The 26,077-nt window shown below is 45.0% G+C and carries 20 protein-coding genes; 5 read left to right on the top strand and 15 right to left on the bottom strand.

Translation table 11 applies throughout. The annotated features are described in order from the left end of the window. Nucleotides 1-10: 10 nt before the first annotated feature. The 9 genes from L1D23_RS14950 to sixA all read right to left on the bottom strand — a co-directional run bounded on the left by L1D23_RS14950 (nucleotide 11) and on the right by sixA (nucleotide 10,473). Nucleotides 11-1,141: a chemotaxis response regulator protein-glutamate methylesterase gene (locus L1D23_RS14950; RefSeq protein ID WP_239867667.1), complete on the bottom strand. Its 1,131-nt coding sequence runs from the start codon at nucleotides 1,139-1,141 to the stop codon at nucleotides 11-13. A gap of 24 nt (nucleotides 1,142-1,165) precedes the next feature. Beyond that, nucleotides 1,166-3,433 carry a chemotaxis protein CheA gene (locus L1D23_RS14945; RefSeq protein WP_239867664.1) on the bottom strand — a complete coding sequence of 756 codons (2,268 nt, stop codon included), beginning with the start codon at nucleotides 3,431-3,433 and terminating at the stop codon, nucleotides 1,166-1,168. Nucleotides 3,434-3,442: 9 nt separating this feature from the next. After that, nucleotides 3,443-4,162 carry a protein phosphatase CheZ gene (locus tag L1D23_RS14940; RefSeq protein ID WP_239836871.1) on the bottom strand — a complete coding sequence of 240 codons (720 nt, stop codon included), beginning with the start codon at nucleotides 4,160-4,162 and terminating at the stop codon, nucleotides 3,443-3,445. 38 nt (nucleotides 4,163-4,200) lie between these two features. Further along, a complete protein-coding gene (gene cheY / locus L1D23_RS14935; RefSeq protein WP_006879571.1) occupies nucleotides 4,201-4,569 on the bottom strand; it encodes a chemotaxis response regulator CheY in 369 nt (122 codons plus the stop codon). 45 nt (nucleotides 4,570-4,614) lie between these two features. Next, nucleotides 4,615-5,349 carry an RNA polymerase sigma factor FliA gene (locus L1D23_RS14930; protein WP_239836872.1) on the bottom strand — a complete coding sequence of 245 codons (735 nt, stop codon included), beginning with the start codon at nucleotides 5,347-5,349 and terminating at the stop codon, nucleotides 4,615-4,617. Beyond that, nucleotides 5,342-6,229: a MinD/ParA family protein gene (locus L1D23_RS14925; protein WP_239867661.1), complete on the bottom strand. Its 888-nt coding sequence runs from the start codon at nucleotides 6,227-6,229 to the stop codon at nucleotides 5,342-5,344. The genes L1D23_RS14930 and L1D23_RS14925 overlap by 8 nt, the downstream gene beginning before the upstream one ends. Before the next feature lie 13 nt (nucleotides 6,230-6,242). Next, the gene (gene flhF / locus L1D23_RS14920; protein ID WP_239867658.1) at nucleotides 6,243-7,724 is read right to left on the bottom strand and encodes a flagellar biosynthesis protein FlhF; all 1,482 of its coding nucleotides are present in this window, start codon (nucleotides 7,722-7,724) and stop codon (nucleotides 6,243-6,245) included. A gap of 30 nt (nucleotides 7,725-7,754) precedes the next feature. Beyond that, a complete protein-coding gene (gene flhA, locus L1D23_RS14915; RefSeq protein ID WP_239836875.1) occupies nucleotides 7,755-9,848 on the bottom strand; it encodes a flagellar biosynthesis protein FlhA in 2,094 nt (697 codons plus the stop codon). A 160-nt stretch (nucleotides 9,849-10,008) separates the two neighbouring features. Further along, complete coding sequence (sixA, locus tag L1D23_RS14910) at nucleotides 10,009-10,473, bottom strand: phosphohistidine phosphatase SixA (RefSeq protein WP_239867655.1); 465 nt, start codon at nucleotides 10,471-10,473, stop codon at nucleotides 10,009-10,011. 238 nt (nucleotides 10,474-10,711) lie between these two features. On the opposite strand from sixA, the gene L1D23_RS14905 reads away from it, so the two are divergent. After that, a complete protein-coding gene (locus L1D23_RS14905) occupies nucleotides 10,712-13,486 on the top strand; it encodes an insulinase family protein (protein WP_239867651.1) in 2,775 nt (924 codons plus the stop codon). On the opposite strand, the gene L1D23_RS14900 is transcribed toward L1D23_RS14905, so the two are convergent. After that, nucleotides 13,478-14,077, bottom strand: a complete 600-nt coding sequence (locus L1D23_RS14900; RefSeq protein WP_239867648.1) for a VOC family protein — start codon at nucleotides 14,075-14,077, stop codon at nucleotides 13,478-13,480. The genes L1D23_RS14905 and L1D23_RS14900 overlap by 9 nt on opposite strands. A gap of 243 nt (nucleotides 14,078-14,320) precedes the next feature. On the opposite strand from L1D23_RS14900, the gene argS reads away from it, so the two are divergent. Both argS and L1D23_RS14890 read left to right on the top strand, forming a co-directional pair. Continuing rightward, nucleotides 14,321-16,054: an arginine--tRNA ligase gene (gene argS / locus L1D23_RS14895; protein ID WP_239867645.1), complete on the top strand. Its 1,734-nt coding sequence runs from the start codon at nucleotides 14,321-14,323 to the stop codon at nucleotides 16,052-16,054. Between the two features lie 99 nt (nucleotides 16,055-16,153). Further along, nucleotides 16,154-16,582: an HIT domain-containing protein gene (locus tag L1D23_RS14890; protein ID WP_239867642.1), complete on the top strand. Its 429-nt coding sequence runs from the start codon at nucleotides 16,154-16,156 to the stop codon at nucleotides 16,580-16,582. Nucleotides 16,583-16,611: 29 nt separating this feature from the next. Here the strand turns inward: L1D23_RS14890 and L1D23_RS14885 are convergent, their stop codons facing one another. From L1D23_RS14885 to znuA, 5 genes are all read right to left on the bottom strand, one after another. Continuing rightward, a complete protein-coding gene (locus tag L1D23_RS14885) occupies nucleotides 16,612-16,842 on the bottom strand; it encodes a FeoC-like transcriptional regulator (protein WP_239867639.1) in 231 nt (76 codons plus the stop codon). Beyond that, nucleotides 16,839-19,115, bottom strand: a complete 2,277-nt coding sequence (gene feoB / locus L1D23_RS14880) for a Fe(2+) transporter permease subunit FeoB (RefSeq protein ID WP_239867636.1) — start codon at nucleotides 19,113-19,115, stop codon at nucleotides 16,839-16,841. The genes L1D23_RS14885 and feoB overlap by 4 nt, the downstream gene beginning before the upstream one ends. Then, nucleotides 19,115-19,342 (bottom strand): FeoA family protein, encoded by a 228-nt coding sequence (locus L1D23_RS14875; RefSeq protein ID WP_239836883.1) that lies wholly within the window; start codon nucleotides 19,340-19,342, stop codon nucleotides 19,115-19,117. Before L1D23_RS14875 ends, feoB begins: the two co-directional genes overlap by 1 nt. 572 nt (nucleotides 19,343-19,914) lie before the next feature. Next, entirely contained in the window at nucleotides 19,915-23,250 is a 3,336-nt protein-coding gene (locus tag L1D23_RS14870; RefSeq protein ID WP_239867633.1) for a helix-turn-helix domain-containing protein, read from the bottom strand. A 234-nt stretch (nucleotides 23,251-23,484) separates the two neighbouring features. Further along, entirely contained in the window at nucleotides 23,485-24,357 is an 873-nt protein-coding gene (znuA, locus tag L1D23_RS14865; RefSeq protein WP_239867629.1) for a zinc ABC transporter substrate-binding protein ZnuA, read from the bottom strand. A gap of 82 nt (nucleotides 24,358-24,439) precedes the next feature. Here znuA and znuC point away from each other — a divergent pair, with 82 nt between their 5' ends. Together znuC and znuB are read left to right on the top strand one after the other, a co-directional pair. Further along, nucleotides 24,440-25,225: a zinc ABC transporter ATP-binding protein ZnuC gene (gene znuC / locus L1D23_RS14860; RefSeq protein ID WP_239867626.1), complete on the top strand. Its 786-nt coding sequence runs from the start codon at nucleotides 24,440-24,442 to the stop codon at nucleotides 25,223-25,225. After that, complete coding sequence (gene znuB, locus L1D23_RS14855; protein WP_239836887.1) at nucleotides 25,218-26,003, top strand: zinc ABC transporter permease subunit ZnuB; 786 nt, start codon at nucleotides 25,218-25,220, stop codon at nucleotides 26,001-26,003. Before znuC ends, znuB begins: the two co-directional genes overlap by 8 nt. Nucleotides 26,004-26,077: the final 74 nt, after the last annotated feature.

The following is a 26,077-nucleotide window of genomic DNA, read 5'->3' as shown; positions in this document are numbered from 1 at the left end:
GCTACTACTCCTACGACAAACCAACTTCGACCAGCATACGCTCTGCGATACGGTCTAATGGTAGGTCTTCTGTGGAAATACCAGCTTTAGCAACCGCTTGTGGCATGCCATATACAACACAGCTTTCTTCATCCTGTGCCCAGATGGTCGAGCCAGCACTCTTAAGCATACGAGCGCCTTCACGCCCATCCGCTCCCATACCTGTCAGGACCATAGAAAGTACTTGATCTGAGTATATTTTTGCCGCACTACCAAATGTCACATCCACACACGGCTTGTAATTCATACGCTCACCACCATCAATGATGCGCAACTTAGCTGAGCCCGGACGACCATCGATCATCATCTGCTTACCACCCGGAGCCAAATAAGCCACTCCTGGTTTCAGTGCATCGCCATCTTCTGCTTCTTTCACTTGAATTTTACATAAAGAATTCAGGCGACTCGCAAAGGCAGCAGTAAACGTCGCTGGCATATGCTGGATTAACACAATAGGGTGAGGATAGTTTGCTGGTAATTTAGTCAAAATCTTCTGCAAAGCAACGGGGCCGCCAGTTGAAGTACCAATAGCTGTGAGCTGATACTTCTTACCACTCGACTTAAATCTCGCTGAAGCCGCTGGCTTCGCTGCAGATGACGTAACTGGACGAGTCGCACGTTGAGTCGCAGTTGTCGAAGTTGCTGACCTCGCAGCCGGACTGGGCGTTGATGCAGGTTTTGCCGCAGGGCGGCGCATAAATGTACGGCGAGAAGAGATTTGAATAACTCGTTGCTGCAACAAAGACACCGCTTCATCACGATTGCGCGCAATATCCTCAAATTTCTTCGGTAAAAAATCCAGTGCTCCGGCATCGAGGGCATCCAGTGTCGCCTTTGCACCATCATGTGTGAGCGAGGAGAACATTAAAATTGGCACTGGGCTTTTGGCCATAATTTCACGGACGGCGGTGATTCCGTCCATTACTGGCATTTCAATGTCCATCGTAATGACATCTGGCTTCAGTCTGACTGCTTTTTCAACGGCTTCCTTGCCATTAGTCGCCACATCCATAACCTCAAGGCGAGGTTCAGAGTTGATTATTTCACTGACTCGGCGACGAAAAAAACTCGAATCATCTACTACTAAAACTTTAATCGCCATAGCTATCCTTTTTAGTTCTACGACTTAGATTCGAGAAGCAGCTGCATACTGCTTGAGCAAATCCGGTACATCCAGAATAAGCGCGATATGTCCATCACTGGTAATTGTCGCACCCGCCATTCCTGGCGTGCCTTGGAGCATACTATCAAGTGGTTTAATGACCACTTCTTCTTGCCCAATCAAGGTATCCACAACAAAACCTACGCGCTGACTACCAATCTGGACGATAACAACATGACCATGCCCTTTACGAAGCTCTACGTCTCCAGCTTGTGGGGCAAGCCAGTTTTGAAGGTAAAATAGCGGGATTGATTTCTCACGAACGATAATGGTCAACTGCCCATCAACAACGTTAGTGCGGCTCAAGTCGAGGTGGAAAATTTCATTAACGCTTGCTAGCGGTAGAGCGAATGGATGTCCGGCAACACCTACCATCAAGGTTGGTAGAATCGCTAAAGTTAATGGAACCTTGATCGTAATTTTAGTGCCTTTACCCATTTCTGAGTCAATATCAATGGAACCATTCAAAGTATTGATGGCTGTTTTCACCACATCCATACCAACACCACGGCCAGAAATATCCGAAATCTGCTCTTTACTAGAGAAGCCAGGCATAAAGATCAGATTAAAACACTCTTTGTTGGTCAAACGCGATGCGGCATCTTCATCCATTATGCCGCGCTTAACAGCAATGCCTCGAAGCTTATCAGGATCCATACCGCCACCGTCATCCACAATGGCAAGTTCGATATGGTCACCTTCTTGTGAAGCAGATAAGATAACTTTACCCGTTCTTGGCTTGCCTGCTTTAACGCGGTCATCTGGCATTTCAACACCGTGGTCAACAGAGTTACGCACTAAGTGAATCAGTGGATCCGCAAGGGCTTCAACCAGGTTTTTATCCAGATCAGTATCCTCGCCACGCATCTCAAGATTAATATCTTTCTTCAAGCTCCGGGCAAGGTCTCGTACCACTCGAGGGAAGCGGCCAAATACCTTCTTAATTGGCTGCATACGAGTCTTCATTACTGCGCCTTGTAGATCCGCAGTAACAACATCTAGGTTAGCAACCGCTTTAGACATTTCTTCATCGTTACTATTCAAGCCTAGACTCAATAGTCGGTTGCGGACAAGAACCAACTCACCCACCATATTCATAATGGTATCCAGTGTTGAAGTGTCAACACGCACTGTAGCTTCTGCTTGAGGCTTTTTGGCTTGTGCTGCTGGCGGCGCGGCTTCTTTTTTGGCAGGTGGCGCGGCTGTCTCTTTAGGTTTAGGCGCCGAAGTGACTGGTGCAGCCGCAGGTGTGCTGGTTTTCGGAGCAGCAGCCGCTTTAGCAGGCTCCGGAGCTGGTGTGGTATTTTGTGCTATAGGTTTAGTTGCCGCATCCAACTCTTCAACAGAAGGGCCTTTTCCTGAACCATGTAAATCATCAAGAAGCTTTTCAAATTCGGCATCCGTCATGAGGTCACTGTCACCGCCAGATGCCGGAGCCGGTGATTCAGGTTTGCTTGGAGGTGGTGTAGAAGCCGTCGGGGTAGCCGCTGCCCCTTCCCCTGGCGCTTTCCCGGTTCCGTGCAATTCATCTAAGAGTTTTTCAAACTCATCATCTGTGATATCACCGCTCATGTCACTATCGAGAGCTGATGGAGCGGCTGGGGTTTCTGGGGTTGTATCGGCTCCGGCTCCCGGCGCACTGCCTTCACCATGTAGCTCGTCTAACAGTTTTTCAAATTCATCTTGCGTAATTTCATCAATAGAACCTGCAGAGACCGTTTCAGAACTTGGCTCTTCAGCAGCTGGCTCAGTGTCAACAGGTTCCTGAGGAACCACAGGTTCTTCTATGACCTCAGGTTCAGCGGGTGCTGTGGCACCTGTTGATTCATCTTCATCCGCCGATTGAGGCTGACTTAAGCGATGTAATTCATCCAACAGAGATTGGTCGGCAGAAGTCAAAGGCTCACGGTCTTGTACTGCTTGGAACTGTTCATTAACAGTGTCTAACGCTGTCAACATGGTATCCATGAGACTTGCAGATACCTGGCGCTGTCCATTGCGCAAAATATCGAACACGTTCTCCGCACCGTGACAAGTATCTACCAATTCGGTTAATGAGAGGAAACCAGCCCCGCCTTTGACAGTGTGGAAACCACGAAAGATTGCATTTAAAAGGTCTTTGTCATCAGGGTTATTTTCCAACTCTACCAACTGCTCTGAAAGAAGCTCTAAGATTTCTCCGGCTTCGACCAAAAAGTCCTGTAGAATGTCTTCGTCTAGTTCATAGCTCATAAGTTACCTCTAAAACCCAAGACTCGAGAGTAAGTCGTCGACTTCGTCTTGTGATGAAACCGCATCTTCCCTTTCATGAGGGTTGAGAATCGGTCCCTCTGGGTCTATCGATGAATTGTTCTTATTGTTTGCAGCATCTTCTAGCTGGCTAGCACCAAATGCTGTCAGTATTTCTACCAAACGGCCTTCAACTTCATTAACTAAAGTAATCACTCTGCTAATAATTTGACCCGTCAAGTCTTGGAAATCCTGAGCCATTAGAATCTCGGTCAGTTGACCTCTAAGTTCAGAGCTATCGCCCTCAACCTCACCTAGTAAGGCGTCAATACGGTGGCAAAGCGCTTTAAATTCATTGAGTTCTATACGCCCATGCATGAGCTCATTCCACTGGGGGCGAACCTGAAGTAGGCCCTCATGGAGGTTATCGGCTATTGGCATACAACGGTCGACAGCATCCATAGTTTTGTTCGCTGCTGTTTCTGTTTTGTCAATCACATACTGAAGCCTATCCCGAGCATCTGGGATTTCGTCATTGGCAATCTGACTCATACGTTCATCAAGGCTAAATTGCTTGATAGACTCATGGAGATCACGAGTCAGCTCGCCTATTTCTTGCAGCATAGGGTTTGCTGAACCTTCATGTATATTTTTAACAAGTTTATCAGCTTCTTCCTGCTGGTCGTTCTCTAACAACTCTACGAGGTGCTTTGCCTGTTCTAATGAAATCATTCTGAATTGGCCTTTCGCGTTATCGTCAATTCCTTGACTTATAAACGCTCAAAGATTTTATCTAATTTTTCTTTTAATGTTGCTGCAGTAAATGGCTTAACAATGTAACCATTAACACCTGCTTGCGCAGCTTCGATGATCTGTTCACGCTTCGCTTCTGCCGTGATCATCAGAACAGGTAAGTGTTTAAGTTCATCGTCGGCACGAATATGCTTCAAAAGGTCAATGCCTTGCATTCCTGGCATATTCCAGTCTGTCACAACAAAGTCGAACTCACCCTTCTTTAGCATTGGTAACGCCGTTAAGCCGTCATCCGCTTCTTGAGTATTATTGAAACCTAAGTCACGAAGTAAGTTCTTAACGATACGGCGCATTGTTGAAAAATCGTCAACAATAAGGATCTTCATGTTTTTATTCAAAATTGCCTCCACTGAGTTCGATATCAGTGATTTCTAGTCATTATTTGTCCAAACACTCAATTTAGTGCGTAGACGCTGCATTGATTGGCTTAGTATCTGGCTAACGCGCGACTCGCTAACACCAATAACTTCGCCGATTTCCTTCAAGTTTAACTCTTCATCATAATAAAGCGAAAGTACTAGAGCTTCTCTTTCAGGAAGTGATTTAATGGATTCTATAAGTGCCGTACGAAAATATTCATCTGCGACACCCTGAAACGGGATATTTTCTCCGTCTGCATCTTCATGCGAAATCGCATCTTCTGACACACCTAAATCGTCAATACCGATCAATCGAGAGCAGTTAATGTCAGTTAATGCACTGTGGTACTGCGTCAGGCTTATATCAAGGTGCTTAGCCACTTCAGCATCAGTAGGGTCTCGATTCAGTTCCCCTTCCAATTGAGCTATGGCCTGACTGATCTCTCGACTGTTTTTATGAACAGAGCGAGGGACCCAATCCCCGCGGCGTATATCATCAAGCATAGCACCACGGATGCGAATACCAGCATAGGTTTCAAAGCTGGCTCCTTTACTGCCATCGTAGTTTTTTTGGGCTTCTAAAAGGCCGATCATCCCAGCCTGAATAAGGTCTTCGACCTGTACACTCGGCGGCAATCGTCCGAGTAAATGGTGAGCAATCCGCTTCACCAGCACCGAGTATTTCTCTAAAAATGCTCGCTGACTGTTTTGATTTGCGTATTGGTCATAGGTCAATGCCTTATTCACCAAATGGTTCCTCTAACATCTCTGTTCTATGAAGTAAGCGTTCTACAAAAAACTCCAGATGTCCACTCGGTGTCTTAGGAATTGGCCAAGTTAGTGCTTTATTTGCTAACGAACCCAAGGCTAATGACGCTGGCGAGCGAGGAAATGCATCCACGACAATCTTTTGTTTTTTCACAGCTTGTCGAACTTTATCATCCAATGGAATACATGCTACGAGCTCAATGCTAACATTCAAGAATCGCTCTGTGACCAAGGTCAACTTTGCAAACAATTCTCTCCCTTCACGATAGCTTCTGACCATATTAGCAACAATTTTAAATCGTTGAACTTGGTGTTCTTTACTCAAAAGTTTGATCAGAGCATATGCATCAGTGATAGAAGTTGGTTCATCACAGACCACAACTACCACATCCTGAGCCGCACGTGAAAAGCTCACTACCATATCTGAGATCCCAGCAGCAGTATCAATGAGTAGCACGTCCATCTCATCTTCTAAGCTGCCAAAAGCGCGAATTAAACCAACATGTTGTGCGTGGGACAGCTCCGTCATGGACTGCGTCCCTGACGTCGCAGGAATAATTCTAATTCCGTACGGTCCTTCAACAATAGCATCTTGTAGGTCACATTCGCCTGCTAATACATGGCCAAGGTTTTTCTTCGCCCGTATACCCAGCATTACATCAACATTTGCCAAACCAAGGTCAGCATCAAGTACCATGACCTTTTTGCCCTGACGAGCCATACAAATCGCGAGACCTAAAGTCACATTTGATTTGCCCACGCCCCCCTTACCGCCAGTCACTGCAATGACTTTGGTGAGTGAGGGTTGTGTTAAGCGGCGTAGTCCGCTTGCTTGGTCTTGTATCATATTCTTAGTCATAATCGTCCGCCGCCTAGAACCCGTCTGATTCACTATTCCAATAGTGAGGTTCGTCATCTGTCGACTTCTCTAACAATTCATTTGCCTTGGCAACCATATATTTCGGTTGCGCTATCACTATATCTTCCGGGACTCGCTGTCCGTTTGCGATATAAGCCACAGGTAACGAGTTTTGTACTACGACGCTCACAAACTCGCCCAGACTTAGCGATTCATCCAATTTAGTGAGGATACAACCCGACAGTGGGATCCTCTTGAAATGATCGATGGTCTCCTGCAGTACTTTTCGCTGTGCAGTCGCAGGTAGAACGAGATAGCTGTGTATCACTTCACCACTTTCGTGCATAAGCGTATCCAGTTGCTCTGACAGACGTACATCTCTCTGCCCCATACCTGCTGTATCAACCAGAATTAGGCGACGATTTCTCAATTGATATATTACATCGGCTAACTCTTTGGAATCTTTAGCAACTTTTACAGCGCATCCCATAATGCGTCCATAAATCGCTAATTGCTCATGGGCACCAATACGGTAAGTATCGGTTGTCACTAGAGCAACGTTATCTGGACCAAACTCCATGGCCGCTCTTGCGGCAAGCTTAGCCACCGTTGTGGTTTTGCCAACGCCAGTTGGTCCAAGAAGAGCAACCACACCACCACGCTTAAGAATGTCTTGTTTAGAAATAGGAATCTGATCGGATACCAAACCTAGTAAGGCTTTCCATGCTTTTGTTGGAGGAGTATCTTCTGGAATATAGCAAGCTAGCTGATCAGCAAGCTCAGCCGACACTCCCATGCGCTCAAGACGCTTAATCAACATGGCTCGCAGCGGCTCTCGGCGCTCGACTTCTTGCCACATTAACCCTGAAACTTGATGTTCAAGCAAGCGACGAATTGACGTCATCTCCTCGCGCATATCTTCGAGATCTTCATTACGTACATTTTGCTCTTCTGCACGGCTACGCTCGTAACGAGAGGGATCGAGGCGTGGCGCTGGTCGCTCTGCATTTCGGTCTTCAGCGATCAAACGAGCGAGTGGAGAGTCTTCTTTTAACTGAACTCCATTTTGCTCATGGCGCGCTGCTGATTGGCGTTTGAGCAATGCGGAGAGCGAGTCAGCACTTTCGGACTCTCTGCCATCAGCTTCATCTACACCATTGCTGTATTGTTTGAGCATATTGGCAAAACGCTTCGTCATTGAACGACCTGAATCTGCTTTAGTCTGCAGGCTTACGCGGTCTTCATCTAGTTGACGCTGCCTAGGTGTCGGTGCACTCTGCGTGTTTGCCGATGCTTGAGAATTGTTGTAGCGAGGTTGGGAGTTGTAGTTAGCGCTAGAGCGCGCTGCCGCCGTCTCATTGTCGACCGCAGCAACAATTTCTACACCACCTGCGACTTTTTTATTAGACATGATTACTGCATCATCGCCCAACTCCCCTTTTACTTGGAGTAGCGCGGTACGCATGTCTTTGGCAAAAAATCGTTTAATCTTCAAAGTAGATATCCGTCTATTAACGCATTAATGCTAGTTACCAACAGCTTGAACAATACGTATTTGTTTCTCGTCTGGGATTTCCTGATAAGAGAGTACGCGTAACGATGGAATTGTGTTCTTCACAAACTTAGCTAGTGTTGAACGCAATACGCCAGAGGTCAGAAGGACGGCGGGCTCCCCTTTTAACTCTTGCTCTTGAGTCGCTTGAGTTAAAGAAGATTGTAGCCGCTCAGCCAAACCTGGTTCGATACCTGCAGATTCTCCCCCAGATGCTTGCATTGTCTGATGCAATATTTGTTCCAGCTCAGGAATCAATGTAATGACAGGCAACTCTGGCTCTATTCCATTGATTTCCTGAACAATTAGTCGTTTCAACGAGATTCGAACTGCCGCTGTTAGTATGTCAGGTTCTTGACTCTTACTTGAATATTCAGCCAAGGTTTGGACGATAGTTCGGATGTCTCGGATAGGTACCGCTTCATTAAGCAAGTTCTGTAATACTTTCACGACGACACCAAGTTGAAGCTGATCCGGCACAAAGTTCTCGACCAGTTTAGGCGCACTACGCCCAAGCATTTCCAACAAGTTCTGTACTTCTTCATGGCCAATTAAGTTTGAAGCATTATTGGTCAGTAATTGGCTAAGGTGAGTCGCAAGCACTGTTGAAGAGTCGACCACGGTATAGCCTAGCGCCTGCGCATGTTCACGCTGCTCATCTTTGATCCACACCGCCTCAAGGCCAAAGGCAGGATCAATCGTCGGTTCACCTTCCACCATGCCATACACCTGCCCTGGGTTAATGGCGAGCTCCATATCTGGACGAATTTCTGCCTCACCTACAGCCACCCCCATCAAAGTAATTCGGTAACTGTTTGGGGTCAGCTCAAGGTTGTCACGGATATGGACTGCGGGAATGAGGAAACCGAAGTCTTGAGAGAGCTTTTTACGCACCCCCTTCACTCGCTCTAACAGTTCTCCCCCTTGATCTTTGTCGACGAGCGGGATCAAACGGTAGCCGACTTCCAAACCAATAACATCAACAGGTTGTACATCATCCCACGATAGCTCTTTTGGCGTTGGAGCATCCTGTTCGGTTGTTGCTGGTAATTTAGCCTTTTCAGCGTCTTTCTTCTGTTTACGATGAATCCAGTACGCCCCGCCACCAGCCAGTATCGCCAGTAACAAGAAAGCAAAATGAGGCATGCCCGGCACAACCCCCATTACTCCTAATATACCTGCCGTGATCATCAGAGCTTTAGGGTTGTCAAACATTTGGAAGACAACTTGCTGGCCCATATCTTCGTCAGTGTTCTGACGAGTGACCATGATCGCCGCGCCAATCGAGAGTAATAGAGATGGAATTTGAGCAACAAGGCCATCACCGATGGTCAGCAAAGTATAGATTTGGATAGCCTCGCCAAACGCTAGTCCATACTGAGCCATACCAATCGACAAACCACCGATAATATTGATAAATAGAATCAAAATACCGGCAATAGCATCGCCTTTAACAAATTTTGACGCACCGTCCATCGAGCCATAGAAATCAGCTTCTTTAGTGACTTCTTGACGACGCGTTCTTGCCTGATCTTGATCGATTAGTCCCGCATTTAAGTCGGCATCGATCGCCATCTGCTTACCGGGTAAGGCATCTAAGGTAAAGCGAGCACTCACCTCAGAGATACGACCTGCACCTTTCGTCACAACCATAAAGTTGATGATCATCAAGATAAGAAATACGACTAAACCAACGGCATAGTTGCCACCAATCACGACACTACCAAAAGCTTCAATCACACTACCCGCTGCGCCCGTTCCCTCATGGCCATAGAGCAGTACAACACGGGTCGATGCAACGTTTAACGCCAAACGTAACAAAGTTGCAATAAGCAGTACCGTCGGAAAAGCCGCAAAGTCTAAAGGCCTACGGGTATAGACCGTCACGAGAAGGACAACCATCGCCAATGCGATATTGAACGTAAAGAATAAGTCGAGCAGGAATGGAGGTATCGGTAATACCACCATCGCCAGCGTCGCCAATACCATAATAGGCGCACCTACCGCTGGCATTGCTCTCTGAGGAATGGGAGGTAACTTATCCGCGAACGGCAACGTAAACTTCATAGAGGTGAAATCTATAATTTAACCAAAAAATTAAAGGACTTAGGCCGATATGCAAGTTTCAGTCCATAAGTCCTGTCAATTTTATGGCTACATTAAGATATGGTTATAGAAGCACTAACTCATTGAATTGGCGAGCTTCCCAATTAATCGTGAGAACGCACTAAGGTTGGATATTGAAAAGCAGTTCACCACGTCGTTTTGCTAAGTCATAGTCCACGCACACGATACCTGAAGTAGGAAACATCGGAGGCACCATATCCGGGACCAACTCTGCAGTGAGATACCCAACAAGCGGTAAATGTGACACCAATAATATAGATGCTAGCTCCTCTACCTCGGCTATCGCTACTACATAGTCCGCCACTTGGTTGGACTCACCGTACGGTGTAATGTCTTCGCATGTTTGGATCTGTTTCGCACTAAAGCTGCGTGAGATTTCTTGCCAAGTTTGCTGAGCACGTAAGTAAGGGCTAACTAATACTTTATCGAATTGCGCATAACCTTGCTCTGCGCATGCTCGGGCTACTGCCTCGGAGGCACTGCGCCCTCTCTCTGTCAGCGCACGCTCTGCGTCAGTTGCTGCATAATGCTCAGCTTCCCCATGACGCATAATGAATATTTTCATGGCTTCTTCCTAAATCTGTGATCTTGTAATTATCATCATTGTTATTTTTATACGCTGATTTTTAGCACTTGTTTAAAAATAATTATATCAAGTACCTTGCTAAAGACTTCGACTTTCTTAACAATCTTAATGGACGGATTCATATTTTGTGTATGCTTATATTTCTCAAAGAGATAGTTGGCACTCATCCACATCGCGTACATACTAATACCTAAGCACCTTCAGCGGAGAAATACTTGTGCACATAAGCCCCAATGACACCAACCAATATCGCTACCTCACGTTGGAAAACGGGCTTAGAGTGTTAGCTATTCAAGATAAAGACGCGCAAAAATCAGCCGCATCGTTAGCCGTCAATGTTGGGCACTTTGATGATCCAATGGATCGTCAAGGCCTTGCTCATTACTTGGAACATATGCTGTTTTTAGGGACAGAAAAATACCCTAAAGTTGGTGAATTTCAAAGTTACATTAACCGACATGGTGGCAGTAATAACGCATGGACTGGTACCGAACATACTTGCTTCTTTTTTGACGTCACACCTTCGGCTTTTGCCGATAGCCTCGACAGGTTTAGTCAATTTTTTACCGCCCCACTCTTTAATCCTGAGGCGCTCGACAAAGAACGCCAAGCGGTTGAATCTGAATACAAACTCAAACTAAACGACGACTCTCGAAGGCTGTATCAGGTCCACAAGGAGCTCGTCAATCCGAAGCATCCATTTGCCAAGTTTTCTGTGGGCAACCTAGAGACATTAGGTGACCGCGGCGGTCAATCTATTCGAGATGAAATCGTTGATTTCCATTATCAGCAATATTCCGCTGACTTAATGACATTGACTGTAATGGGCCCACAGCCGTTAGACGAACTAGAAAGTTGGGTCACCAAAAAGTTTTCAGCCATACCGACTCACAATCTCGCGGGTAAATCAATCGACGTCCCTTATACCGATGAAAACTCCACCCGTATTTTGGTCAATGTCGAACCGATTAAAGACATTCGCAAACTGATTTTGACCTTTCCCATGCCATGTATGGATGAACATTACCGTCAAAAGCCTCTGTCTTACTTTGCTCATCTTCTCGGCTACGAAGGTGACGGAAGCCTGATGCTCGAACTCAAAGAAGCCGGATGGATTACTTCCCTTTCAGCTGGTGGCGGAACCAGCGGAAGTAACTATCGAGAATTTACGGTTAGCTGCGCGTTAACCCCTGAGGGCATAGAGCATGTTGACGATATTGTTCAAGCTATATTCAGTTATTTATCGCTACTAAGCCGTGAAGGTTTTGACGAGTGGCGCTACCTCGAGAAGCAAGCCGTATTGGAATCTGCATTCCGCTTTCAAGAACCCACCAGGCCACTCGATCTTGTCAGCCATTTAGTAGTTAATATGCAGCATTATGCGCCAGAAGACACCGTCTATGGCGATTTTATGATGACTGAATATAATGAAACACTGCTCAGAGGCCTTCTGCAATACCTAACGCCGGAGAATTTGCGTGTCACGCTGATTGCTCAAGGCTTATACTATGATAAACAAGCTCAGTGGTACGCATCTCCTTATTCAGTGTTACCGTTTTCATCGGAACAGTTAGCCAAATATAAAACGCCAAGCGACTTGAACTTCGCGCTTCCACCTAAAAACCCTTTTATCTGTTATGACTTAGATCCTCAACCTGTTGAAGCCCTTTCTGACATACCAGAAGTGATAGAAGAGCTACCAGGGTTTAAGTTATGGCACTTACAAGATCATGAATTCAAGGTACCTAAAGGGGTTATATACGTCGCGATAGACAGTCCTCACGCCGTCGCTAACCCCAGAAATATTGTGAAAACTCGCTTGTGCGTGGAAATGTTCCTCGATTCTTTAGCCAAAGAAACTTATCAAGCTGAGATCGCAGGTATGGGTTACAACATGTATGCCCACCAAGGTGGAGTAACCCTAACACTTTCAGGCTTCAGTAAGAAACAACCAGAATTAATGAAAATGATCTTGGAGCGCTTTGCCAAACGTGACTTCAGTGCAAAACGCTTTGATACCATTAAGAATCAATTGTTGAGGAATTGGCGGAACGCGGCACAGGATAAACCTATCTCGCAACTTTTCAACGCTATGACGGGCCTGTTACAACCAAACAACCCTCCTTACGTTGATTTGCTCGAAGCCTTGGAAACCATCCATGTGGAAGAATTGGCTGAATTTGTGCAGGCAATACTCGCTGAGTTGCATGTCGAAATGTTTGTCTACGGAGACTGGACTCGCTCTGATGCTATCCATCTTGGGACAACACTGAAAGACGCACTTAGAGTACACAACCAACAGTACGAAGAAGCACTGCGCCCTCTAGTGATGCTTGGCAAAAATGGGACTTTCCAGCGTTCAGTGGAGTGTAACCAAGAAGATTCAGCAATTGTCGTTTATTACCAATGCGATGATATAGAGCCACGCAATATTGCTTTGTATTCGCTGGCTAACCACTTGATGTCCGCAACTTTTTTTCATGAAATAAGAACCAAGCAGCAGTTGGGCTATATGGTCGGTACTGGCAACTTACCACTCAATCGTCATCCAGGTATTGTGCTCTATGTACAATCACCCAATGCCGCACCTATCGATCTAATCAGTTCCATTGATGAATTCCTCAATGCTTTCTATATGGTGCTGCTTGAGCTGAATGAGTACCAATGGCACAGCAGTAAACGAGGGCTATGGAATCAGATCGCGACACCTGACACGACACTAAGAAGCCGAGCTCAACGCCTTTGGGTTGCGATAGGTAACAAAGACGATAACTTCAACCAGAAAGAAGTGGTATTAGAGGAACTGAAAACCTTAACTCGTGCAGATATGATCCGCTTTGTTGTCAATGAGCTCAAGCCACGGACAGCAAACCGACTCATCATGCACACCCAAGGAAATGCACATCACGAGTCAGCACCACTGGACTTAGGCCTAGAAATAGGCTCAATAGAAGAGTTTCAACTTAGACCGAAAGATATCGACTTAGGCTGATTGTTCAGACTCGACAATTGTCTTTAATGAATGGGGGTGAAGCTTAATACACACACCCTCATACTTAAACGCCACTGTGGGGTTATTGAGCCGCTCACCCTCACCTTTCGGGCTAGATAACTTGATCTTCACTCCCTGCTCACTTAACTGCTCCCATTGCTTTGCCATTTCTGGCTGTAGGCCCTTAATCTCCTGTAGATATTCCTCTGCTGTTTCAGCTTGCGAAGGCACAACAAACTCAACATGTTCCCAACTCTGTTGTGGGTAGCGTTTTCCCTCGGCCGGGTAAGGTAGCTCTAAGCATTCGATTGACCAATTTAACGCCTTCAATGGCTCAGTGAATTCAATCACTATGATCGGACGGCCATTTATCACCGCATTTGATATTTCACAGCCTTCTTTTAACCATTCTTGATGAGCCAGTTTTGCCAATTCCAAGTCATTGATACGTAATGCAATATGATCCGCCTGAAAAGGACGTAAATTAATATGCAGTTTCTCGCTTAAACCTTGAATTTTATGCATAAAATCTTCAATCTTGCCTTTCATTTGTGAAGGCATCAATTCAGCATCCAATAGTCTTTGAGACATTTTCATTTATCCAAAACGTTGATTTTTCCGCAATACTAGCAAGAACCTAAGGAAAAGTAGAAAATTTCCCAGTTCACTCCCTATAAGAGAGGCAATAAAGTTGGTATTATGTGCGCCAATTTATGAACTCTACAGAGATATGCATTTATTCCACTAGAGTGGATATTATTCAGCCATAGCCATTGACTAAACTGAATATTTATATGCATATCCAACCAATTCCCAGAATTGAAGGAAGCGCGTGTGAATATCCAAGCACTTATTAACGACAAAGTATCTCAGGCTCTAGAAGCCGCTGGCGCACCGGCAGGTAGCCCTGCTGCAGTTCGCCAATCAGCAAAGCCTCAGTTTGGTGATTACCAAGCAAACGGCGTCATGGGTGTTGCTAAGAAACTCGGTACCAACCCACGCGAATTTGCTCAAAAAGTACTGGATGTTCTGAACCTTGATGGCATCGCTAGCAAAACAGAAATTGCTGGCCCAGGTTTTATCAACATCTTCTTGAGCGAAGAATTCCTTGCTAAACAAGCTGAGTCCGCACTATCTGACTCTCGTCTTGGTGTCGCGCCTGAAACTCAAAAGACTATTGTTGCTGACTACTCTGCGCCAAACGTGGCGAAAGAAATGCACGTTGGCCACCTGCGCTCAACTATTATCGGTGACGCCGTTGTGCGCACACTTGAATTTTTAGGCCATAAAGTCATTCGTGCTAACCACATCGGTGACTGGGGTACTCAGTTTGGTATGCTGATTGCGAACCTTGAGCGAGTGCAAAAAGAGTCTGGTGAAATATCAATGGAACTCGCTGATCTAGAAGCTTTCTATCGTGAATCGAAAAAGCTGTACGATGAAGACGAAGAGTTTGCGCTAAAAGCTCGTAATTACGTGGTGAAACTACAAAGTGGTGATGAATACTGCGCTGAGATGTGGAAGAAGCTGGTTGATATCACCATGATCCAAAACCAGCGCAACTACGATCGTCTTAATGTCTCTCTAACTCGTGAGAACGTAATGGGTGAGAGCATGTACAACGACATGCTTCCTGGCATTGTGGCAGACCTGAAAGAACAAGGTCTTGCACAAGAAGATGACGGTGCACAAGTTGTGTTCCTTGAAGAGTACAAAAACAAAGACGGCGAGCCTATGGGTGTGATCATCCAGAAGCGTGACGGCGGCTTCTTGTACAACACTACCGATATCGCTTGTGCTAAATACCGCTACGAAACGCTAGGTGCAGACCGCGTATTGTACTTTATTGACTCACGTCAGCATCAACATTTGATGCAAGCTTGGACTATCGTCCGTAAAGCGGGCTATGTGCCAGAAGAGGTAACTCTTGAGCACCACGCTTTCGGTATGATGCTAGGTAAAGATGGCCGTCCATTTAAGACGCGTGCAGGTGGCACAGTTCGTCTGGCGGATCTACTAGACGAAGCAGAAGAGCGTGCAATCAAACTTATCGAGTCTAAGAACCCAGACTTAGAAACAGCTGAAAAGCAAAACATCGCGAATACGGTAGCGATGGCTGCTGTTAAGTACGCAGACCTGTCTAAGCATCGTACGACTGACTACGTGTTTGACTGGGATAACATGCTGGCCTTTGAAGGCAACACTGCCCCATACATGCAGTATGCTTACACGCGCGTTGCATCTATTTTTGCTAAAGCGGGCATCTCAATGGATGAGTTAGAGGGCGACATTAAGATCACCGAAGAGAAAGAGAAATCTCTTATCGCCAAGCTACTTCAATTTGAAGAAGCCGTGCAGTCAGTTGCTCGTGAAGGTCAGCCACACATTATGTGTAGTTACCTATTCGAACTTGCTGGCCAATTCTCAAGCTTCTATGAAGCATGCCCAATTCTGAACACAGAAGATGAGTCTGTGAAACAGAGTCGTCTGAAGCTGGCAGCACTGACGGCGAAGACCATCAAACAAGGTCTTTCTCTGCTAGGTATTGATACACTAGAACGTATGTAAGCTAGGGCTTTAGCGATAGAAAATAAAGGTTGATGTGAAAGCATCAACCTTTTGTTTTTTCTGGCGTATACTGGCTAAAAATACTAATAGGAATGAATCATGAGTTTTGAACTCCATCCACAACTGACAAAGGATACTAGCGTCATCGGTCACTTTCCTTTGACTATTGCTCTGCTCCACAAGGACAACGCTGTTCCTTGGGTGATTCTTGTCCCTAAACGGGAAAATCTTAAGGAGCTGCACCACCTGCCAATGCAAGCTCAACAACAGTTCTTACTCGAATCACAAGCAGTAAGCCAAGCATTAGAAGCAACGTTTCGCCCAGATAAACTCAACTTAGGTGCGCTTGGAAATATGGTCCCACAGCTGCATATTCATCATATCGCTCGCTTCAAAGACGACATCGCTTGGCCCGGTCCCATTTGGGGTAACACCAACGGCGTGTTTCGTTCTGAGGAAGAACAACAAACCATGCTTTCTCGCATTCAAAACGTACTATCACTAAGTAGTCTGTTTCGAAAGGCATAAAAAATGCCGCTGTTATCCAGCGGCATTGTTTACATTGTAACCGTGAGAGCAATCCCATCCGAACAATTCGCGGAGTAACGCACTCTCATCACCCTGTGAGCTTTATTCGTATCAACCAGTCTAGAGATCTGACCTTTCCTGACCCATACCGCCAGCATAGCATCGACACCATCCTCACTCAGCGCAAATTTCTTAGCAAGCTCTCTCTGACTTACACAGCCCTGCTGTTCGATATACTGTTTCAGCTCTCTCAGGATCATGCTGTTTGTGTCTCCACATAGAGTGTTTGTTTCTCACCTGCAGCTTTAAGAGCGCGGTAAGTTACCAAGGAGACAAGCAGGATACCTGCAATCCACGCTGAGCTATAAACTGGATGATCAGCAAAATGCATGACTTGGTAATATAAGGCAGCACCACCATAAGCTAAGCCCATTGTCCACGCAGCAATAAAACGCGCATACTTTTGACCAAACTCTCGTACATAAGCTCCCATAGCTGCCACACAAGGGGTGTAAAGCAGGATGAAGATCAAATAAGCAAAAGCCGCATGACTCGATGCAAAGTGCTGATTCAAGTTGCCAAAAATCGAGGCATCCACTTCCTGTTCCTCAGCAACCGTAGAGCTATCAGTTAAGTCACCGACTTCGATACCCAGTGGATCTGAATAGCTTAACCCTGCTAGATTATCAGGAATCGACATCACCGCCTCTTCTAAACTCGCCATCAAGTTAAACTCGGCTTCTTCACCTTCACTAGGCGCATAGAGATTATTCAGCGTACCAACAACCGCCTCTTTTGCGAAAATACCAGTAATGATACCTACCGTTGCTGGCCAGTTATCTTCTTTGACACCAATAGGAGCAAATACAGGTGTCACAACCTGAGAAACTTTAGACAATACGGATGTTTCACTGTCTTCATTACCAAATGAACCATCTGTACCAACAGAATTAAGAAAGCTGAGAATGGTGACCACAACGACAATGGTTTTGCCGGCCCCTAAAACAAATCGCTTAAGTTTCTGCCATGTTTTGATCAGAACATTTTGTACTGTAGGTAGCTCGTAATCTGGCATTTCCATCACTAAGCTATCGCTTGACCCCGGATAAAGTGTGTGCTTCAACACGAGCCCTGTAAAAACAGCTGCTACTATGCCCAGCAAATACAATGCAAACACAATATTTTGACCACTTTCTGGGAAAAATGCGGCAGCAAACAAAGCATATACCGGCAAGCGGGCACCACAGGACATAAATGGTGCCATTGATGCCGCTAACTTACGTTCGCGCTCTTGATCTAGGGTACGTGTCGCCATGATTGCCGGTACATTACACCCAAAGCCAAGTACTAGTGGAACAAATGCTTTGCCCGGTAAACCAATTTTTTGCATCACTTTATCAAGTACAAACGCTGCACGTGACATGTAGCCCGAGCTCTCAAGAACGGCAAGGAAAAGATAGAGGCAGGCAATCACTGGAATAAAGGTTGCCACCGTCTGAATCCCCCCACCAACGCCATCAGCAACTAAGGTGACAAGCCAAACAGGAAGGTGTTCGTCGAGTAAATAGTGCCCTCCATCAACCAATAAGGCACCAACACCAATATCAAAAAAATCAATGAACGCACTTCCGATGTTAATTGAGAACATAAACATCAGATACATAACCACAAAGAAAAACGGCACTCCAACCCACTTATTCAGGATGACGTTGTCCACCTTTTCGGTAAAACTATGACTGAGCTTTCCTTCTGTTCGGCGCACTCTTTTACACTGTTCATGTAAGAAGGTGTACTTAGTGTCGGCAACTAATAAATCAATATCCAGCTCTATCGATTGCTGAACATTGGCAATCATACTTCTCTCCTCTGAAGAGAGGCTATTGAGGACAAGCAAGTCTTGCTCTAATGCACGAATTGAAAGCGCTCTTGCAGATACTTCAGAGTGGTTTTCAAAAATAGGTTGGATCTGCTCGATTGCATATTCAAAATCTGATTGGTAATGGATATTCAGCTCATCCAGCGCTACACCTTGGACAACAGCTTTATGTAAACGCTCTTTAAAGCGTTGAACCTGCCCATTATTATTCGCTGATAGCGCAAACACCGGACAACCCAACACTTTTTCTAGCGCTTTAATATCGATCGTCTGGCGTTCTCGTTTTAAGGCATCCATTTTATTTAGCACGACCATCATAGGTCTGCCTAATTCACGTAGTTGAAGCGTCATATACAAGCTGCGCTCTAAACAAGTCGCATCAACAACATTAATAATCAGGTCCGCTGGATGAGTTAATACGGCACGAGAAGCAATGGACTCATCGATACTGTTACCATCATTGCCACTATCAAGCGCATAAATACCGGGTAAGTCAGTCAGCATGAATTCATCACCTGAATGGCGATATCGACCTGTTTTCTTTTCGACCGTAACTCCAGCCCAGTTACCGACTTGCTGCTTTGCCCCAGTCAGACCGTTAAACAGCGTGGTTTTGCCACTGTTTGGATTACCAACGGTTAAAATGTGGTACTTCATTAGCTAGCCTCCACAAGAATAGCGTTCGCAATATTGGTTCTCACCGCTAAAGAAACGCCACGCACTTCAACTTGAAGCGGATCGCCCATTGGCGCTTTGCGGATAAGCGTAACTGGTGTTTGCGGCAATAACCCCATAACCATGAGTTTTTTTCGGACATCGCTTGAAAGCTCAGAGAAACCAGTAATGGTTGCTTTTTGTCCTTGTGTTAGATCTGACAGTTTCATAGACAGGCCAATTAAAGATAAAAATGAGAAATATTATTATTAAGAATTTAGATATTAGCCCGTGTGAAATTTTTAAATCTTGTCTGAAATCAAACATTACATTTATGGAACGTCACTTTCGTTAATTAAAGCCTCGTTAAATCCGTTAAAAGCCATAATTAATGTCACTTAATCAGCTAGTTTCATTGAGTTCCTTTCATTCAAAAACAAAATAAAAACAATAAATATCAAAAACTTAAACCAAGTGTCGTTTTTGTCATGTAACCTTGGCGTTAATTTTATAAGTAAAATAAGTCGATAGTTTTATAGTTAACCACGTCAACGAGGAAAGCTTCTTGAAGACATTGAATTCCAGAGGTGGTGCTACCGCACCACTCCGGCAGCAAGCGAAGGTGTCATTGACACCCGTGGTATAGTCCCCCCGGCTATACCACGATATTTTTTTCATCACGCATCACGCATCACGCATCACGCATCACGCATCACGCATCACGCATCACGCATCACGCAGAGTGTTCATTCAAACAACCTCAACACAACACTTTTTACTTAATGCAGAGAATCGCCTTAGATTACTGTTCTTGTTCTTCAATGAACTGAGAAGGGGAAACACCAAAACGATGTTTAAATCGCTGGCTGAAATAGGAAGGGTCATTAAACCCGCACTCGAATGCGACATCAGAGATCTTCTCTCCTGCGAGTAAACGCCGGCATGCATAGTCCAAACGCACTTCCGTGACGTAGTCCATAAACGTACGTTGTGTGGCGGTCTTAAATCGACGTTGCAAACTGCGTTCTGATACAAACATCTGCTTAGCGGCCAGAGCCGTGCCAAATTCTGGGTCTGAATAGTGTTTTATAACCAGCGCTTCGAGTTTTTCAACCCATGGATCTTTCTCTTTAGATTGCTCTTCGAATAATCCTGTATCAGTCAGATGAACAATCGAATTTTCTTCAAACTCACTACCCACAGGCCACACGCACTCAAGCAAATTTCTCTCATTTGAACTATATCGATGGAAACAACCTCCACTTTCTTTGACGAGAGACTCGATCTCATTCCATAGCTCTTCAGCTGATACTGAATCGTCATCAAGCTTTTTACCTTGTTCGGTGATAGAAAAATGGACTTTTCTATCCTCGACGCGGCAAGCCATCAAAACGACTTGTCCGCGATACATACGTTTGATCAGGTTATCAATCAGAAGATTAAACACACTATCTAAGTTAAACACGTCGAGCGTGACGTAAATGTCTTTATCTTGATCCGAACTTATCTCAACAGATAGACCGGCTTTATTCAGTTCTTCTCGCCAACCATCCAACGCTGAGCGCAATACCAGAGACAAGTTGTACACTGGTAAGGCATCACCATTTGCCGCACGTACATTGAGGAGCAAATCTAATTCATGAATCATAAAGCTCATGAGTTGTTGCTTCCCTTGCTCTGATTCGGAAATGACTTGAGCCGCGCAGCTTTGTAATCTTTCACGCAACGATTGCACCGACTGGCGGTAAAGAATACGCCTTATTTGGAGCTGCTTTCTTAATTGATCGTTGTTAGTGAGTAAAATTCGGCTTTGATGACGCAACTGGTTCGTCTTCAATGCAATCTGTGATTTTAACTCTTTATTCGTGAACGCCATTATTCGTGAACGCCAATAAATTACTATCGCTAACAAAACTAAAGTAAGGGCAATATATGACAAGATCGCATACCCGCGTAAATACCAAGGCTCTTCAACCGAGAACACGAACGGATCGATCGCGCTTTGAGCCATGCCATTGCTGACCACTCGTGCTTCAAGTGCATAATGTCCTGGAAGAATATGCTCAATGGTTAGCTTCATTCCCTCAAGATCTTGCCACTCTTCCTGAGCTCCGAGCCGGTATTGAAGCGCGACATGACTCACCTGAGGCAACACTCCAAACTGAAAAGCAATTGGCTGCCCATACTTTACATGTGGGGCATTGAATAGGCTTCCACCAAGAGAAAATAGCTCTTGATTAGCAGTGACTTGGCTAATAATGGCCTGTACTTTCGGCGGATGACTCATACTCAGGCTTTGGGTATCAACCTTGACCAAGTTTCGCCTAGAACCAAGTAAGAGGTTTTGCTGACTTTCTGAGCCTAGACTGCATAAGCCTGATAGGAATTCGTTGTTTACTAAACCCAATGGCTCACCAAAATGTGCTGCAATTTCCCCATTGCTTGTATAACGAGTGAGCCCTGCAGAAGAAGTCATCCAAATACCTTTCCCATTGCTAAGCAGACACTTAGGGGTAATATGATTCTCTACCATACCTAGAGGTTCGAGTTGGAAACTGGCTAGATCTAACCGGTACAAACCGTAAGTACTCGCTACCCAAATTTCCCCTGTCTTACCTTCCTCTATGCTCACAACTCGCCCAAAGTGTTCCGAATCATCAATATAATGAATCTGACCATCAATCAGAACATAAGCGCCATGATCAGTACCAAGTACCAAACTGCCATCATCAGTAACGGACATCTGAGTAAGTTGTGCAGGTAAGTACTGATTCAGCATCCAATCTGAGCCATATTGCACCAGCTCACGATTGTTTGTATCGAAACGCCATAACTTATGGTCGCTGGCCCCCCAGACTCGACCTTGCTTATCCAGTTCTAGCAATTCAACCGATGAAGTCTTTAAAAAATTGGGTAGACTGTCTTTGAGCAATGCACCAGATACACTATCAATACAAATGATGCCATTGTCAGTGGCTAGCCACAGCGTACCGTTATGCTCAATGACATTATTCACTCTGCCTTTATATACCAGTTTTCTGGAAGGTCTGTTATTGAGTTTAAGGGTATACACGCCCACACTGGTCACCATCCAAAATCCGCCTCGACTGTGCATATTCTTTAGCTGAATCAGCTTTTCCGACGTAGAGCCATGGTTGATCATCAAATTTGGAAAGCGTTGAAAATGATGAGAAAACAAGGAAAAGTAATGAATTCCCCTCTCTGTAGCGATCCATATGCCGCCACGACGATCATTCAGCAATGAATAGACCTTTTCACCAGGCAAAGCATTGCTATACGTCAAGGTTCTCAAGGCATAGCGGCTCTCACTCGATCCGAAAGAATAAACCTGTAAGCCTGATTCGGTGCCCAGCCAGTATCCATCTTCTGTCTCAGCAATACTGAGAACATGACCTCCAGGTATGCGTTTGAGCGGTCCGTTAGGATGACTAATACTGAAAAGGATGGCTCCGCTTCGAGTCCCAACAACCAACTCTTGTCGCCTCTCAGAAAAATAGAGCGTTTCGATGTGATTCTTTCCAGAGCGAGGAGCATGCTCAAAATGATCCCCATCTGACAAGTACACACCTGAATTTGTTGCTAAAACCCATTTTGATTTAATGAGTTTGGCATCCGTTATACTGATTTCTGCCGACTGATTATACTGATACAACTCCATTAAGGAGTATGAAGAAAAATCTCCGCTTTCAATATGATAGGTGTAAAAATTGGCAGTATCGGATACCCAAACATAACGTCCGGAAACCCCTATCCGTAAAATTTCCGTACCAGGGGTAAGACTAAACATGAGTTCTCGTGACTTACCCGGAGTAGTACGATAAATCTCATTACCAGCAAAAGACCAAAATGCGTTATCGAGAAACGCAATATGTACTGGCTTAAACTCAAGTGCGGAGCCTGATTTAGGCAAGATGTTTTGACCGTCAAAAAATAGCACTTGATTCCTGACATCCTGAAACCAAATACCACCATTTTCGGCAAGAAAAAGCTCTTTTGCCGCAAATGCCTTCCCCTTAGCCTGTGTCGGTAAGGGATAAAAGACCGATAAAGGAAGATCCATAGCGACGGCTAAACGAGCTATAAAATATAGTGCCAGAAAGCAAACGGCTCTTTTCACTCACAATTCCCTTGCATCCGCAGCCACAATACTCCAATAAGAGTGACAACATGGCTGCTTGATTGACGATATCCAGTTCTATGTAGACAACGTCATTAAATTATTTTGTGCCAATAATTATCTTGTATTTAGACGGATAAACAAGATGTTGCTTCAAAGAATCCAGCTTTTCTTCTTCAATTACATCGAAAAAGGGAAGCATTGCGCTTCCCTAGGTTATTCATTAACCGATGTTTACTCGCCCAAACACTCCGTAAAGCTGTCGGTAATGGACTGAATGAAAGTAAAGTAGCTACCAGGCCCAACTGGAATATCAGATCCGATAGGATCAAGAATACCTTGCTTTGCTTGGCTTCCTCGAGTCACCGAATTCACAACTGCTGGAGTAAATTGAGGCTCAGCAAAGACACATTTAGCATCTCCTTTCGCTAATGCTTTTTTTATTTTTATCAGAGTTTTAGCTCCCGGTTTTCTTTCGGGACTTACCGTGAATTCACCTAAATGATTCAACCCATAATGCTGTTCAAAGTAGCCATAGGCGTCATGGAAAACGTAGTAACCAACATCCTTAATAGGCTCAAGTGCCGCACGCCACTTCTTGTCATACTCATTTGAGTTGTTTAAGAACGCTTGATAGTTAGCCTGATATGTTTCTTTGTTTTTAGGATCTAACTCACCTAGCTTTTTACTTATCGCTTCTGCCACTTGTATACTTTGCTCATAACCAAGCCAAAAATGTGGGTCATGCGAACCATGGTTGTGCCCATCATGATCATGATGACTGCCATCAAATTCACGCAACGCTATGCCCTCAATTTCACTGACCGTCAGCACATTTGTCTGTCCTTCTAAAACCTTAGATAGAAATGGCTCTAAATCATGACCAAACCAAATGACTAAATCTGCTTTTCTGATCCTTTTCACATCAGAAGGTTTCAACGCATAGTCATGGGGAGAGGTATTTGAATCAAGCAATAATTCTGGCTCAGAAACACCTTGAGTGATCTCATAGGTAATCATTTGAATCGGCTTGATACTAGTCAGTATCTCGCTAGCATTAGCACTACCTATCGCAAAAATGGATAACAAAGGAATTAGATGTTTCATAAATCAATACCACTACTCTCTGGCGTTAAAGTTTGACAAATGTTACATTATAACAATAGTTATTTGCAAATGAGTTCCATTCATGTCGGCATTAGTCGAACTTCAACAAGTTTGCGTTCAGTTTGGTGAGCGTAAAGTTCTCGATAATATCAGCCTCAATATCAAACGAGGTGAGATAACCACTTTAATTGGCCCCAATGGCGCAGGAAAATCGACACTTGTAAAAGTGCTTTTAGGCCTTCAAAAAAAGTTCACAGGCTCTGTCAAACGATCCAAGGGCTTGAAAATTGGTTATGTCCCACAGAAGCTCAGGCTTAATGACTCACTCCCTCTAAACGTTAAACGCTTTATGAAGCTGGCAGGTAAATACAGCGAACAAGAATTACAAGATGCGCTAAAGCTTGTCGGCGCAGAGCACCTGATAAAGTCTAATATGCACTCGCTATCGGGAGGAGAGAATCAACGCATTCTACTGGCGAGGGCTTTGTTACAACGGCCTGATCTATTAGTACTGGACGAGCCAGCTCAAGGGGTCGATGTTCAAGGACAGATAGATTTGTACGACTTGATTGACACCATTCGCCATCGCTTTAGCTGTGCTGTATTCATGGTCTCGCACGACTTGCATCTAGTGATGGCAAAAACGGATGATGTGATCTGTTTGCATCATCATATTTGCTGTTCAGGAGCCCCTGCCGATATCACCAAGCACCCAAGCTACATTGCTTTATTCGGTGAAGTGCGTAGTGAATCTCTCGCCTTCTACCATCACCAGCATCAACACCATCATCATGATCTCGCGGGTGATCCCGTTTCAGGTGAAGCGTCTACTTGTTCCCATCATTCACACGGTCATCACCATGATTGAGTTTTTGTTACCTTCTATTCTAGCCGGCCTTGGCATCGCAGCTATCGCCGGCCCACTTGGTTCGTTTGTCGTCTGGCGCAAAATGGCCTACTTTGGCGATACCTTAGCACACGCATCACTGATGGGGCTTGCTCTTGGCTTCTTACTCGACGTCAATCTTTATTTTGCTTTGATCGTCTGCTGTCTTGCACTCGCTTTCATTTTGGTAGCGCTGCAAAGACAGCAATTAGTCGCCACTGACACCTTGTTAGGCATTTTAGCTCACAGTGCACTCTCTTTAGGCTTAGTGGCGGTTAGCTTCCTAGACAATGTTCGTATTGATTTAATGAGCTACCTATTCGGTGATTTACTCGCAGTGACTCCCACCGATCTTGTTTATATCTATGCGGGAGCCGCGCTTGTGTCCGTCATATTGTTTTGTTTTTGGCGTTCACTGTTGGCCACAACGGTCAACGAAGATTTAGCTGCCGTTGAAGGGCATAATGTTGACTTAATGAGACTTATTCTGATGATTATGGTTGGTTTAGTCATCGCAATTGGTATGAAGTTTGTGGGGGCGCTCATCATGACATCGCTTTTAATCATTCCCGCAGCCACAGCGCGACGTTTCTCCAAAACACCTGAACAAATGGCGTTCATGGCCTCTTGTATTGGCGCAATAGCCGTTCTACTTGGATTAAGTTTGTCATGGCACTATGACACCCCTGCTGGCCCTTCCGTTGTCATCAGCGCAGCGGCCATGTTTATGTTGACCCAGTTATATCGTATCAGATACTAAAGATTGGAGATAAAAAGAAGGGCTGACGCATTGCATCAGCCCTTCTTGTTTATGTGTCGCTTGCAGCCAAAGCT

Source organism: Vibrio sp. Isolate24 (genome assembly GCF_022398215.1).
In the GTDB taxonomy this organism is placed as follows: domain Bacteria; phylum Pseudomonadota; class Gammaproteobacteria; order Enterobacterales; family Vibrionaceae; genus Vibrio; species Vibrio coralliilyticus_A.
Note: the sequence above shows the minus strand (reverse complement) of the source record. Positions and strands in the feature narration are given on the sequence as shown.